The organism is Geomonas sp. Red32, assembly GCF_023652955.1.
Taxonomy (GTDB): Bacteria; Desulfobacterota; Desulfuromonadia; order Geobacterales; family Geobacteraceae; genus Geomonas.
This window is the reverse complement of sequence record NZ_JAKLOY010000005.1, coordinates 246,083-259,910: the sequence shown is the minus strand read 5'-3', so window position 1 is coordinate 259,910 and position 13,828 is coordinate 246,083. Positions and strand designations below refer to the sequence as shown.

The 13,828-nt window shown below is 66.3% G+C and carries 12 protein-coding genes; 2 read left to right on the top strand and 10 right to left on the bottom strand.

Translation table 11 applies throughout. The features are described 5' to 3' along the window. Positions 1-408: 408 nt before the first annotated feature. Positions 409-1,776 (top strand): TAXI family TRAP transporter solute-binding subunit, encoded by a 1,368-nt coding sequence (locus L4X63_RS15030; protein ID WP_250679464.1) that lies wholly within the window; start codon positions 409-411, stop codon positions 1,774-1,776. A 10-nt stretch (positions 1,777-1,786) separates the two neighbouring features. Here the strand turns inward: L4X63_RS15030 and L4X63_RS15025 are convergent, their stop codons facing one another. Together L4X63_RS15025 and L4X63_RS15020 are read right to left on the bottom strand one after the other, a co-directional pair. Beyond that, a complete protein-coding gene (locus tag L4X63_RS15025) occupies positions 1,787-2,059 on the bottom strand; it encodes a hypothetical protein (RefSeq protein ID WP_250679463.1) in 273 nt (90 codons plus the stop codon). Positions 2,060-2,132: 73 nt separating this feature from the next. Then, the gene (locus tag L4X63_RS15020; protein WP_250679462.1) at positions 2,133-3,362 is read right to left on the bottom strand and encodes an MFS transporter; all 1,230 of its coding nucleotides are present in this window, start codon (positions 3,360-3,362) and stop codon (positions 2,133-2,135) included. Between the two features lie 143 nt (positions 3,363-3,505). On the opposite strand from L4X63_RS15020, the gene L4X63_RS15015 reads away from it, so the two are divergent. Continuing rightward, positions 3,506-4,411, top strand: a complete 906-nt coding sequence (locus L4X63_RS15015; protein ID WP_250679461.1) for a LysR family transcriptional regulator — start codon at positions 3,506-3,508, stop codon at positions 4,409-4,411. A 126-nt stretch (positions 4,412-4,537) separates the two neighbouring features. Here the strand turns inward: L4X63_RS15015 and L4X63_RS15010 are convergent, their stop codons facing one another. The 8 genes from L4X63_RS15010 to L4X63_RS14975 are packed head-to-tail and all read right to left on the bottom strand — an operon-like array spanning position 4,538 to position 13,815. After that, positions 4,538-5,110, bottom strand: a complete 573-nt coding sequence (locus L4X63_RS15010; protein ID WP_250679460.1) for a CheB methylesterase domain-containing protein — start codon at positions 5,108-5,110, stop codon at positions 4,538-4,540. Continuing rightward, a complete protein-coding gene (locus tag L4X63_RS15005) occupies positions 5,111-5,494 on the bottom strand; it encodes a response regulator (RefSeq protein ID WP_250679459.1) in 384 nt (127 codons plus the stop codon). A gap of 30 nt (positions 5,495-5,524) precedes the next feature. After that, a complete protein-coding gene (locus L4X63_RS15000) occupies positions 5,525-5,950 on the bottom strand; it encodes a response regulator (protein ID WP_250679458.1) in 426 nt (141 codons plus the stop codon). Further along, positions 5,947-7,149, bottom strand: a complete 1,203-nt coding sequence (locus L4X63_RS14995; protein ID WP_250679457.1) for an Hpt domain-containing protein — start codon at positions 7,147-7,149, stop codon at positions 5,947-5,949. Before L4X63_RS14995 ends, L4X63_RS15000 begins: the two co-directional genes overlap by 4 nt. Then, on the bottom strand, positions 7,146-10,184 hold the full coding sequence (locus L4X63_RS14990; RefSeq protein WP_250679456.1) for an ATP-binding protein: 3,039 nt from the start codon (positions 10,182-10,184) through the stop codon (positions 7,146-7,148). The genes L4X63_RS14995 and L4X63_RS14990 overlap by 4 nt, the downstream gene beginning before the upstream one ends. After that, on the bottom strand, positions 10,181-11,533 hold the full coding sequence (locus L4X63_RS14985; protein WP_250679455.1) for a cache domain-containing protein: 1,353 nt from the start codon (positions 11,531-11,533) through the stop codon (positions 10,181-10,183). The genes L4X63_RS14990 and L4X63_RS14985 overlap by 4 nt, the downstream gene beginning before the upstream one ends. Before the next feature lie 46 nt (positions 11,534-11,579). Then, positions 11,580-13,304: a methyl-accepting chemotaxis protein gene (locus L4X63_RS14980; RefSeq protein WP_250679454.1), complete on the bottom strand. Its 1,725-nt coding sequence runs from the start codon at positions 13,302-13,304 to the stop codon at positions 11,580-11,582. A 19-nt stretch (positions 13,305-13,323) separates the two neighbouring features. After that, the gene (locus L4X63_RS14975; protein WP_250679453.1) at positions 13,324-13,815 is read right to left on the bottom strand and encodes a chemotaxis protein CheW; all 492 of its coding nucleotides are present in this window, start codon (positions 13,813-13,815) and stop codon (positions 13,324-13,326) included. Between the last annotated feature and the right edge of the window lie 13 nt (positions 13,816-13,828).

Genomic DNA, 13,828 nt, shown 5'->3' with positions numbered 1-13,828 from the left:
CGCCATCTGTTTTTTTATCGGCTTCCTTGCCGGTTACCGTGGCGGAGACTCAGGTAATTGGTGCTCCGTACCGCGTTTCGATGATGCGACCTTACCCCCGGTTGGCTTTGGCGACCTTGACTAAAGTCATAAAATCGCAGTAAGTACAATTTCGGGTCTCTTTGGTCTTTTAGCGGGTGGAGGATGCCGGTTGGGGGAGGCTGGGAAGGGATTTGGCTGCCCAAGCAGATCGGACTGGAAATTCTTCCGTGATTGCGTACAATTGGGCGGCCATCATCGATACCCCTCCTTTTTTAGGGAGAGGGCGGCGCGAGGCTAACGTTGATACCCTATCCCCCTAAGGTGGAGAGGGTGGCTGGAGCCGGGTGAGGGTAGATTACTCCGGAGTTTCAAAAGGAAAGGGCTGACATGACCAAACAGGAAAAATCCGGCGGCAACCTCTTCCAGGTAAGGCCGCTCGCTCGTTTCGTAGGGGTCTCGGTGCGCGACCTGCTGGTCTCCGCCCTTCCCATGGTGCTTTTGACGGTGCTGGTCATCCTGCTCGCCTACTGGTACGTCCGCCCCGCGCCGCCGGACACCATCACCATGACTGCCGGGGCTCCGGGGAGCATCTATATGCTTAACGCGGAGAAGTACCGGAAGATCCTGGCCAGAAACGGCATCAAGTTGAAGATCCTCCCGTCGGCGGGCTCGCTGGAGAACCTCCGGCGGCTGACCGATCCCAATTCCAAGGTCGATATCGGCTTCGTGCAAGGGGGGGTGGCGAACGGCACCGATATCGGCAACCTGGTCTCGCTCGGGAGCATCTTTCACCAGCCGCTGCTCCTCTTCTACCGCGGGGACAAGCCCCTCTCCATCCTCTCCCAGTTCGAAGGGAAGCGGGTGGCGGTCGGCCCGGACGGGAGCGGGACCAACACCCTGGCGATGACCCTCTTGAAGGCCAACGGCATCGAGCCCGGCGGCACGACCCAGCTGGTTCCCCTCGCCGGAAGCGATGCCTCGGACGCGCTTCTCTCCGGCCAGGCCGATGCCATCTTCCTGATGGGGGACTCGGCCACTCCGCCGGTCTTGCGCAAGCTGCTCCGCGCGCCCGGGGTGCGGCTCTTCGATGTGAGCCAGGCCGATGCCTACTCGAGAAAAATGCCCTACCTGATGAAGATGACGCTTCCGATGGGGGGGATCGATTTCGGGAAGAATATCCCGGAGCGGGACGTGCAGCTGGTCGGCCCGACCGTCGAGCTGGTGGCGAGAAAGAGGCTCCACCCGGCGCTTTCCGACCTCTTGATCGAGGCCGCCCGCGAGATCCACGGCCGCTCCACCCTCTTCCAGAAGGCGGGAGAATTCCCGGCCCCCCTGGAGCACGAGTTCCCGGTCAGCTCCGACGCCAAGCGCTACTACAGTTCGGGCAAAGGGTTCTTCTATAAGTGGCTCCCCTTCTGGCTGGCGAGCCTGATGGACCGGCTGGCGGTGGTCGTCGTCCCGGTGGTGGTCTTGTTGATCCCCGGCTTCAAGCTCCTCCCGGCCATCTACAACTGGCGGATCAGGTCGCGCATCTACCGCTGGTACGGTGCCCTGATCGCCCTGGAGAGGACCATCCTCGACAACCCCACCCCGGAGGAGCGGATCCAGCTTTTGAGTAAACTCGACGAGATCGAGGTGCAGGTGAACAGGATGAAGGTGCCGCTGGCCTTCGCCGAGCAGTTCTACGTGCTGAGGGACCACATCCAGTTCGTCGCCCAGCGCTACCGGGCAACCATGAACGACGGGCGGGTTTGATGGGGAGGGATCAGTTGCTGGTGGTGCCGATCATGGCCCGGTAGATGTCCGGGCGGAGCACGAACTGCAGGGTGGAGGAGGTGGCGGTACCGAAGGCGATGGCCTGCTCTCCCCCGATGGAGGAGTTCAACCTGAAGATCGGGCGCAGGTTGACGCCCAGCTGCATGAGGTCGGCTTCGAAGACCCTTCCGTGGATGGTGGCGAACTCGGCCAGGCGCTCCCAGGTGGAGAGCATCTCGACCGGTATCGAGATCCCGTTTGCGAGATATATAAGATCTGGCATGGCTTTGCTCCTTTGCTGCCTACACCAGATATATCGACCCCACCCCCGTAAACTTAAGCGTGATTGGATTAGATTATCCTTCCACCGCGGTGGGTGCCGCGGCCGGTACTTCCTCGCCGGCCGGCGCCGCGAGCACCGTGAGCCGCCTCGCTAAGAGCGCCGCGCAGGCCAAAAGCGCCAGGATGAGCACGATGACCCCTTCCCATCCCCTGCTGCTCCAGAGAAACCCTCCCGCCGTACCCGAGACGCTCGACCCGAGATAGTAGCTGAAGAGGTAGAGGGAAGCCGCCTGGGCCCGGGCGCTCTTGGCCCTCGCCCCCACCCAGCTGGAGGCGATGGTGTGGGCGCCGAAGAACCCGCAGGTGAAGATCCCGATACCGGTGACGACGACCGCCACCGGCTGGGCCAGGGTGACCGCTCCCCCGGCCGCCATGGCCGCCAGGCAGCAGGCGAGCATCCGGCTGCGGCCGAAGCGCTCCACCAGCCGCCCCACCAGCGAGGAGCTGAAGGAGCCGGCGAGGTAGACGAGGAAGATCCAGCTGACCCGGCCGTGCCCGAGGGAGTAGGGGGGAGCCAGGAGCCGGAAGGTGATGTAGTTGTAGAGGGTCACGAAGCTCCCCATCACCAGGAAGGAGATCCCATATAGGCAGAGGAGGCCGGGATCCCGAAGCTGCCGGAAGAGCGAGGTGAAGAGGTAGCCGACCTCGAAGGGGCGGGGGCGGAAGTCACTCGAAGGGGGGAGGAGCCGGGCGAAGGCGGCGGAGAGGAGGAGGGTGGCAACGCCGATAATGGTGAGGGCGAGGCGCCAGGACCACTGTTCGGCGACGGTGGCGGTGAAGATGCGGCCGGTCATCCCGCCGATGGCGTTGCCGGCGATGTAGAGGCCCATGGCCGAGGTGAGCGCGCTAGGGGCCATCTCCTCGCTGAGATAGGCCATCGCCACCGCCGGAAGCCCGGCCAGGGCCACCCCCTGCAAAAGCCTCAAGGCGACCAGCAGTGCGAAGCTGTGGGTGAACGAGGTGAAGAGGGCGAGGGTGGCGGTGGCGAAGAGGGAGGCGACCATGATCCGTTTTCTTCCCAGGCTCTCGGAGAGGCTCCCGGCGAAGAGCATGGCGATGGCGAGCGAGCAGGTGGCCGCGGAAAGGGGGAGGCTCCCGGTGGCGGCGTGCAGCCCGAACTCCCGGGTGAAGATCGGTAAAAGCGGCTGCATGTCGTAGAGCGTTATGAAGATCACGAACCCGGCCACGAAAAAGGCCAGGTTGATCCTGCGGTAACTGTCGCTTCCCCTGGTAATCGATCCCATCGTCCGCCCCTCCCAGGCTTGGAACTGATAATAGCGGTTGCCTGCCGATAAGAAAACTATATAATCCTTATCTTCTCCATCAACTTTATTGATCGGGCCGGTCCGCCAGATCCGACTGATCGGTCCGATCGCAAGGAGCAGGAATGGACGCCAGGCAGCTCAGGTACTTCGTGGAAGTGGCCACCACCGCCAGCTTCACCCGCGCAGCCGAGGGGCTGAGGATTGCCCAGCCGGCCCTCAGCATGTCGATCAAGAAGCTCGAGGAGGAGCTGGAGCTCACCCTCTTCAACCGCCAGGACCGCAAGGTCTCCCTCACCGCGGAAGGGGAGATCTTCCTCCTCCACGCCCGCCGGGTGCTCGACGACCTGAAGGCGGCCGAGCTGGAGATGGCCGAGCTCAAGGGGCTTTCCAAGGGGGAAGTCCGCATCGGCATCCCCCCCATGATCTCCGCCTACTTCTTCCCCGACATCATCAGGGACTTCCACCGGGCCTTTCCCAAGCTGAAGCTGGCCGTGCACGGGGAGGGGGCGGCCCGCATCCAGCGGATGATCGCCCAGGGGGAGCTGGACATGGGGGTGGTGGCCGGGGAGAGCTTTCCGGAGACCCTGGAGACCCGCCATTTCCTGAGGGAGGAGGTGGTGGTCTGCGTCCCCCCCGGTCACCGCTTCGCCACCGCCCAAAGCGTGACACTGGCCGACTTCATCAGCGAGCCGCTGATCTTCTACAAGGAGGGGTACTTCATCCGGGAGTTCTTTCTGGAGGCGCTCAAGGACAGCGAGGCCCAGCCGGAGATCGTCTTCGAGACCAACCTCTTCTCGCTGGTGAGGGCGCTGGTGAGAAACGGCACCGGTATCTCCATCCTCTTGAGGATGGTGGTGGCCGACGACAGCGAGCTGGTGGCTGTCTCCTTCGACCCACCGCTCTACCTGGACCTGCTGATCGCGTGGAAAAGACAGAGCTACCTCTCCCGGGCCAACAGGGCTTTCGCGGAGTTTCTCCTGGCGCGCGGTGGCGGAGCAACACCGGCGCAGCTGCTGCCGGGAGGTTAGGCCAGAGAGGGGGGAGAGGTCAGGCAGGCTAGGCAGGCTAGGCAGGTCGGACAGGTCGGACAGGTCGGACAGGTCGGACAGGTCGGACAGGTCGGACAGGTCGGACAGGTCGGACAGATCAAGCGATCAGGCGAGGGGTGGGATCAGTTGGGTGAGCTTGTCGGCGATCTGTGCAGGGGAGAGGACGAAGTCGACCGCGCCGGTCTGGGCGGCGGCCTTGGGCATGCCGTAGATGGTGGAGGTTTTCTGGTCCTGGGCGATGGTGATGCCGCCCACCCGCTTCACGTGGCGGATCCCCTCCGCGCCGTCCTTTCCCATCCCGGTCAGCACCGCCCCCACGAGGATCCCGTGCAGCTGACGGTGCAGTGAGGACATGGTGACGTCGACCGAGGGCTGCACGTAGTTGACCCGCTCGCCGCGGACCAGTTCGACCCGGTACTGCGGGTCCAGCCTGAGATGGAACCCGCCCGGGGCCAGGTAGACCTGGCCGGACGCGAGGTACTCCCCGTGCTGGGCCAGCGCCACCGGCATCGCGGAGACCGCGTCGAGCCCTTTGGCGATCCGGGCATCCATCGGCGGGGCGATGTGGAGCACCACCAGGATTGCGGCATTCAGTGGGGTGAGCCGGAGAAAGATCTCACGCAGGGTGAGCGGACCTCCGGTGGAGACCCCTATGACAACGAGGTTTCGGCAGGGCATCTACTGGAGCTCGTCCACCAGGGCCAGGTAGTAGCGCAGCGATTCGACCAGCTCCTCCGGGTTGAACGGCTTGGTCATGTAGTCGGTGACGTATTCCTGAACCCCGTCCATCTTGGTGTCCGGCTCTCCCATCCCGGTCAGCATGACGATCACGTTGCCCGGGTAGAGTTTCCTCTCGATCATGGCCCGGATGGTGTCCCAGCCGTCCATCTCCGGCATCATGACGTCCATCAGGATCACGCCCCGAAACCCCGCCTCCAGCTCTTGCAGGCACTCCGCCCCCGAGGTGGCGGTGACCACCCCCAGATTCTCCCCCTGGCAGATGATTTCCACAGAATCGCGGACGTACCGGTTGTCGTCGACGATCATCACTTGCTTGGCCATCTCACCCTTCCCTCCGTACTTTCATGCTGTTCACTCCCCGCTCCCTTCCCCGGCGCGGCCCCTCTCAAGCGACAGATGCGCATGTATGCGGGCCTTCACCAGGGTCGGGCTGTAGGGCTTCGTTATGTAATCCACCGCTCCCAGCTCCAGTCCGCGGCGCACGTCCTCGTCGGCGTTCATGGTGGTGACGAAAATCACCGGGATGTCGCGGGTCTTGGGGTCGCTCTTGAGCTCCTCGCAGACTTCGAACCCGTCCATCCCCGGCATGCGGATGTCGAGCAGGATCAGGTCCGGCTGGGGATCGCTGGCAGCCAGCGCCAGGGCCCGCTCCCCCTCCCGCGCGGCGACGATCTGGTAATCCCGTCCCAGGATGGCCATCAGCAGTTGGATGTTTTCGGGCGTGTCGTCGATGATCAAGAGCTTCTTGCGGGCTGCCGCGCCGACCGTTTCGTTCATGGCTTCTCCTCGGGCACTGCCGGTGCCGATTCCAGCATCTCTTCCAACCGTTCCCGGGCCTTGGCCGCCCCGTCGAAATCGAAGGAATCCACCAAATGTTCCAGCCGGGAGAACTGCTCGAAGAGGTGGGTGCCCCGCAGTTCGCGCCGGAGTTCGTCCTTGACAGAGAGAGCGGCTCCCAGGTCGCTCTCAAAGAGGGAGGTCATCTGCTCCAAAAGGCCCTTGACCTTCGCCCGGTCGGGCCCCCCGGGCCCCGCCTGGTTGGGCTGCTGGGCGAGGTAGCGGTCGATCGAACCCATCACCCGGTTGAGCTCCCGCCCCAGCCGCTCCAGGAGAGGGGGGAGCCGCTCCCCGTCGCGGTCCCTGATCCCTTCCTCCATCGCCCGGGCCGCCCGGGCCAGGAGGTCGGCGCCGATGGTGGCCGCCGGCGAGATCAGCGTGTGCGCCCCCCGCTGGGCCTCCTCGCGGCCGCCCCTGGCCAGGGCCGCGGCGATCTCGGTGGCCGCCTCCCGCCGCTTAAGAAACTTCTCCATCAGCGAGCGGAGGAGCTCCCGGTCGTCGCCGCAGTACTCGAGCCCGAGCGCGATGGAGATCCCGGGGAGCGTATCTGCCTCGCCCGCCGTACCGTTCGAGCCGAGGATGGCGCCCACTTTCTCTCCCAAGGCCTGCATCGCGGCATCGGTCTCCCGCCGGGCCCGTTCCAGATCCGCGGAGAGGGAGTCGATCTCGTCCCCTCGCCGCCGGGCCAGTGCCTCGAGATCCCCCATCCGTTCGCTGCGGCGCTCCAGCTCCCACTTGGCGGCCAGGATCCCCACCGCCTGAACGATCTCCAGCGGGGAGAGCGGCTTTTTCAGCAGCAGAAGCCGCGGCTCGCCCCGGAACTGCTCCGCCGCCTGGGAGGCTTCGACGCCGCAGAAAACCACCTGCAGCCGGGGGTCTGCCTCCCAGAGGCGCGCCACGGTCTCGATGCCGCTTTCCCCCAGCGCCGGAGAGAGATCGACCAAGGCCACCGGGTAGGGGCTTTGCCGCTCGATCCCGCGGGTCACCAGGCCGATCGCCTGCTCGCAGCCGACGGCCCACTCGACCCGCCACCCATCGAGGGAGCCCTGCGGCTCGCCGCTGAGCCCGAGGACCTCACGGAAGTCCCCGGCGGTGTCCGGGGTATCGGCGAGCACCAGCAGCGGTCCCGGGGCGGTCATGACCGCTCACCGGATGCGGCCCCGCTTCGGCCTCCCTTACCGGCCATGATCCGACGCACCCGGTCTAGGAACTGCTCGACGGTGAACGGCTTGGCCAAAAAGTCTGCCCCGGCCGGTGTATCGCCCGCCACCGGGTTGATGCTGTAGCCGGAGACGTAGAGCACCGGCAGCGAGGGGTGCCCTTCCAGCAGCCGCTCGTACAGCTCCGGCCCGCTCATCTGGGGCATCACCACGTCGGTGGCCAAAAGGTCTATCTCGACGCCCGCCGCTATCTCCAGCGCCTCGGCCGGGAGCGCCGCGCTCAGCACCTGGTACCCGAAAGAGTGCAGCAGTTCGGCGACGGTCTCCCTGATGATGGCGTTATCCTCTACCAGGAGCACCGTCCCCCCTTCCTCGACCTGGGCCGGCTCCTCGGCCGGCGGTGCCGGCTGCATCGCCGCCGCCAGCAGGCCGCTGCGGGACGGGAGGTAGATCTCCACCCGGGTCCCTTCCCCCGGGCGGGTCCTGATCTCCAGGCACCCCCCGTGGTGCTTGACGATGGCGTACACGGCCGGCAGCCCCAGCCCGGTCCCGCGCCCCGCCTCCTTGGTGGTGAAGAACGGCTCGAAGACGCGGTGGAGGGTCGTCTCGTCCATGCCGCAGCCGTCGTCGGTGACCGCCAGGAGCACGTAGGCCCCCGGGTCGAGCCCGGGATGGCGCCCGAGGAACTCGTCGTCCAGCACTAGGTGCCCGGTTTCCACCGCGATGGTCCCGCGCTCCGCGATGGCGTCCTGGGCGTTAACCACCAGGTTCAAAAGCGCCTGCTCCAGCTCTCCCCGGTCGGCCAGCACCCCCGCGGGGGTGGGGGAGAGGAGGTATTCGACGCCGATACTGGCCCGGACCGTGGTGCGCATGATGCCGCCGAAGGCGCGGACCACTTCGTTGAGGTCCACCGGGGCCATGTCCGGGAGCTGCTTGCGGCCGAAGGAGAGGAGTTTCTGGGTCAGCTCGCTCGCCTTCTGGGCGGTCTCCGCCATCGCCTCTACCATCTTCATCTGGGGCGCTTCCGGCGGCAGGCCCCGTCTCAGGAGGTCGGCGTAGACCATGATGGGGGTCAACAGGTTGTTGAAGTCGTGGGCCACCTCGGCGGCCAGCCTCCCGAGCGCCTCGATCTTCTGGCTGTGGCGGAGCTGCTCCTCCAGGGAGCGGCGGCTCTCCTCGCTGCGGACGCGGGAGATGGCGATGCCCGCCAGGTGGGCCGCCGACTCGAGCAGCAGGAGGTCCTCCGGTCCCGGTGCGGCGGGGGTCCGGTGGTAGATGGCGATGGTGCCCAGAAGCTCGCGATGGGGGGAGAGGATCGGTTCCGACCAGCAGGCCCTGAGGCCGGCGGTGCGGGCGGGTTCGAATCCCTTCCACCAGGGGTGCGGCTCGATATCCTCCACCACGACGCGCTGGCGCAGGAAGGCGGCGCTCCCGCAGGACCCCTTGCCGGAGCCGATCCGGAGCCCGTCCACCGCCCGGTTGTAGTCGTCCGGCAGGGTCGGGGCCGCGCCGTGGCGGAGCGTGGTTCCGGTGGGGTCGGCCAAAAGGAGCGAACAGAGCGCCCCGGGGCTCTCTTCCTCGACGAAGGTTGCGACGGCGGTCAGCAGCTCCTCCAGCGGGGCGTCGCCGGCGATCCGCTCGAGGACCCTCAGCCGGTTCCTTTCCCGCTCCTCTCCCCGTTTGCGGTGGGTGATGTCCCGGACCACGCTGAGAAGGAGCGGCTGGCCGTCGCTCTCGATCATCCGGGTGTGGACCTCGACCGGGATCAGGGCGCCGCTGCGGGAGAGAAAGGCGCTCTCGAAGGTTTCTTCCTGGGTCCCCTGCATGAGGCGGGCGACGTTGGGGGCGACCCGTTCGGCGAACTCCGGCGGCTCGATGTCCTGCAGGCGTGCGCCCGAGAGCTCCTGCTGCGTATAGCCGGTCAGCCGGCAGAGGGCCTGGTTGAAATGGAGGATCCTCCCTTCCCGGTCGACCTGGAGGATCACGTCGAGCATCCAGTCGAGCTGGGCGGCCTTGATGGCGAGCTGCGAACGCTGCCCGCCCACCAGCTGGTCGGCCACCTTCAGGCGGTCGAGGTGGCGAAAGAGGATGCGGGTCAGGGCGATCAGCACGAGGCTCAGGCCGACGGCCAGCGCGGATTGGCGGAGGGTGCGGCCGTACCAGGGGGCGAGCAGCTCGTCCTCGTTGAGGCTCACCACGGCCACCACCGGAAAGCGGGAGAGGTGCTGGTAGGCGACGATGGCGGGGACGCCGTCGAGAAAGCTCGTCCGCTCGCGGAATACCCCGCTGCGGGCGCGGGGAAGCTCGCGGGTGAAGAGAGGGGTGGCGTTCAGTTTCGGTTCCTGTTCGGCGGCGGGGTGCGGGTCCCAGACCAGCGGGGTGCCGTCGTCTCTCACCAGGAGCACCTCGCCGCGGAAGCCGAGCTTGGAGGGATCGAAATGGGTGCTGAAGTAGGTCGTCTCGAAGCCGAGGGCAAGGAGTCCCGAGAAGGGGTCTCCCGGCGCGTTCAGCGGTCGCATCAGGTTGAAGCGGCGGCGGTTTACCAGCCGGCTGGTGATCGGCTCCCCGATCGAGAGCCCGAGCCCCGGGGTTTCGACGTAGTGCCGGAAGTAGGGGCGGTCGCCGACCTGCACCGGCTTGGCCGGATAGGTGTCGGAGTTGATCCGCATCGCCCCCTGCCGGTCGGTGACGAACAGGGTTCCCACCTGGGGGGAGTCCCGCATGGCGAGGCGCATCTTTTCGTGGAAGGAGGCGGCATCGACCCGCTCGAGCCCCCCCTCGCGCCGCAGGTCGCCGAGGAGCTCCCGGAGGATGCCGTCCCCTTCGGAGAGGGCGCTTTCGCTGTGCTCGGCGAGGGCGTGGACGTAGCCGGCGGCAAGCCTGCGGGCGCTGTTGACCACGTCGCGGCGTTCGGTGACGGCGCCGTGGACGGTGATCAGGATCACCGAGGCCACCGTGAGCCCGACGAAGAGCCTGATCCGCCCCTTGAGTTGGTCTATGGAGAGTTGCTTCATGGAGGCGGTGCCCCTTTAAGGGTGAAAAAAACGCTGGTCCCCAGCCCGGGACCGGGGCTCTCGGCCCAGATCCTGCCTCCGTGGTTATATAGTATTCGCTGGCAGATGGCCAGCCCCAATCCCTGCCTCCCGGTATCCTGGCGGGCGCCGTCGGTCTTGAAAAACTCGGTGAAGATCAAGGCGGTGTGCTCGGGATCGAGGCCGGTGCCGTCGTCGCGCACCTCCACCACGACCTGGTTTCCCTCCACCCGGGCGCCGATCTCGACGGTGCTGGCGGCGTAGCGGGCGGTGTTGGAGAGGAGATTGGTGAAGAGAAGGTCGATCTGCTCCATCGACCCCATGATGCGGATGCCGGCGGGGATCAGGTTGCGGCAGCTCACCTGCCGCCGGGAGAGCTCGTCTGCCGTATCGAGGATGGCCTGCTCGGCCAGCGGTGCGAGCTCCAGCGGCCAGAGGTCGGTCTCCCGGGAGGAGAGTTTCACCATCTGGAGGGACTTCTCGGCCATCCCCCGGATCTGGTCCACGTTGTCCCGGCAGATCTCCAGCATTCTGGCGAGCCTCGGGTCGCCCGTCTCGCGGATCAGCAGCGGCAAAAGGGCGCACAGCGGGGTGAGCGGGGTCTTCAGGTCGTGGCTCAGATGGACCATGAGGGCCTCCATCATCGCCGAGTGCTGTGCCTTGGCCTCCAGCCTCCCGCGCTCCCGGAGCACCTCCTCCGCGCGCCGTTTCTGCACCAGCAACAGGAAGGCGCAGAGCACGATCCCGACCCCGAAGCTCGCGTTGATGGCCCTGATGCTGAAGCTCATCCTCCGGTAGGCCGCCAGGCTGTGGTCGATGTCCATCCCGACGAAGAGGGCGCCGATCACCTCGCCGCGGACGTTTCTGATCGGGTCGTAGGCGGTGTAGTAGGGGACCCCGAGGATGGAGGCCTGTCCCCGGTAGCTTCTCCCCTCCACCAGCACCGCCCGCCGGGCCGGGTTGGCGAGCACGGTCCCCAGCGCCCGCCTCCCGTCCGCCAGGGGGACGTTGGTGGCCACCCTGACGTCCCCCATGAAGACGGTGGCCCGGCTCCCGGTCAGGGAGAGCACCTTGTCCGGGATCTCGTTGTTGCCGTTGATCCGGTAGTTCCCGCACCAAAGCGCTCCCCCCTCCAGCCGGAAGACGCTCCCCTTGGTGCCGCAGAGCTCCCAGAAGACCCGGAGGTTTTTGTTTTGCAGCTCGGCCACCTCGGCCAGTTCCTGGCTGAGTACCCTCTCGAGCACCAGGTGGTTGACGGCGTGCAGGGCGAGGGCGGCGAGGGTGGCAGTCACTAGCAGCGGGAGCAGTATGCTCCGCACGATACCCTTCATCGCACCCCCTGGAGACGGTGTGGCCGGGCGGTGGCCGGTGCCGGGGCTAGAACTCCTTCCATTCGTCGTCCAGGGTCAGGTTGGCGGCGGCCTGCTTGTCGTTTGCCCGGGCCACCCGCGGGGGCGCCACGGCCACCCGCTCGCGCGGCGCGGCGCTCCTGGTCGGCGGGCGCCTTTCGCGCTGCGCCCTCGGGGCGGCCGCCTGCTCCTTCTCCTCCTCCAGACGGAAGCGGGCCACCACCTCCACCAGCTGCTGGGCCTGCTCCTCGAGGGAGGCGGCGGCGGCCGAGGCCTCCTCCACCAGTGCCGCGTTCTGCTGGGTCACCTGGTCCATCTGGATGATGGCGTTGTTGACCTGCTCGATCCCGGTCGACTGCTCCTGGGAGGCCGCGGAGATCTCCGCCATGATTTCGGCCACCTGGCGGATGCTGGTCACGATCTCCTGGGTGGTTTGTCCCGCCTCCTCAACGAGCCGGCTGCCGTCGCGCACCTTGTCGGAGGAGTCCTCGATGAGGGCCTTGATCTCCTTGGCGGCTGCGGCGCTCCGCTGGGCGAGGCTCCTCACCTCGGCGGCCACCACCGCGAATCCTCTCCCCTGCTCGCCTGCCCGGGCCGCCTCCACCGCGGCGTTCAAGGCCAGGATGTTGGTCTGGAAGGCGATGCCGTCGATCACGCTGGTGATGTCGGAGATCTTGCGGGAGCTGTCGGTGATCGACTCCATGGTGGTGACCACCCGGGAGATCACGTCGCCCCCCTTGACCGCCACGCTGCTCGCGTTGATGGCGAGCTGGTTGGCCGCCTGGGCGTTGTCGGCGTTCTGGCGGACGGTGGAGGTGAGCTCCTCCATGCTGGATGCGGTCTCCTCCAGGGCGCTCGCCTGCTCCTCGGTCCGCTGCGAGAGGTCGGCGTTGCCGGTGGCGATCTCCTGGGCTGCGTGGGCGATGGAGTCGGCGCCGTGCCGCACCTCTCCCACGATCTTGGCGAGGCCGTCGTTCATCTGCTTGAGCGAGGTCAAGAGCTCGCCGGTCTCGTCGCTGCTCGTCGCGCTGACCGCGGTGGTCAGGTCGCCGGCGGCGATGGACTGGGAGGCCTCGATGGCCTGGTCGAGCGCCCGCTTGATCCTCCCCGCCACGAACCAGGCGAAGAGCGCGATGACGGCGGCCAAAACGAGGGTAGCGCCCACCACCTGCCACTTCATCTTGTTCATCTCCACGGTGACGTCGTCCACGTAGATGCCGCTCCCCACGATCCATCCCCATTCCTTCATGAGCTTCACGTAGGAGATCTTGGGGACCGGCTTGGGAGCGCCGGGTTTCTCGAACATGTAGGAGACCGTCCCCTCACCCTTTTCCTTGCAGACGTTGACGAACTCGACGAACTGGCGCTTGCCGGTGGGATCCTTGGTGTCGGTCTGCAGCTGGCCGACCATCTCGGGCTTGACCGGGTGCATGATGATCCTGGTGTCGAGGTCGAGCACGAAGAAGTACTCGGAGCCCTGGTAGCGGAGGCCGCGGATCTGGTCCATCGCCTCCTTCTGTGCCTCGGCCATGGTGATCTTCCCGGCCTTGGCCTCGTTGTACCGCTCTGCCATGATGCCGTAGGCCACCTCGACCACACCCTTGGTGGCCTGGATCTTCTCGTCCATCAGGTGCTTCTCGATGTACGGGAGCAGGTAGCAGAGGACCCCCAGCACGATCAGCGCCACGGTGGCGAGCGAGATGCTCAGGATCTTGGTCAGGATCTTCCAGTCTTTGAACTTGGTGAATTTCATAAGCACTCTCTCCTATCCGTCAGTGGGAAGTCTTGACGACCTGCAGCTCGTCGCTTCCGATCAGCTTCTCGATGTCGACCAGGACCAGCATCTCCCCGTGGTGGTCAGCAAGCCCCGAGAGGTAGCGGGTGTCCAGGGTGGAGCCGAGCTCCGGCGCTGGTTTCACGCTCTCCGGCGGCAGCGCCACCACGTCGGAGACGCCGTCCACCACGATCCCCACCACCCGGGAGAGCACGTTCATGATGATCACCACGGTGAACTGGTGGTAGGTCGCCTCGCCGGTGGCGAACTTGATCCTCAGGTCGACGATCGGGACGATCACCCCCCTGAGGTTGATGACCCCCTTGATGAAGTCGGGGGTGTTGGCGATCCGGGTCACGCTGTCGTAGCCGCGGATCTCCTGCACCTTGAGGATGTCGATGCCGTAGTTCTCGTTGCCCAGCCGGAAGGTCAGGTACTCCGAGAGGTGCTGCCCACCGGTAAGGGTGGTTGCCGTGTTGCCGATTTCCATCCGTCACTCTCCT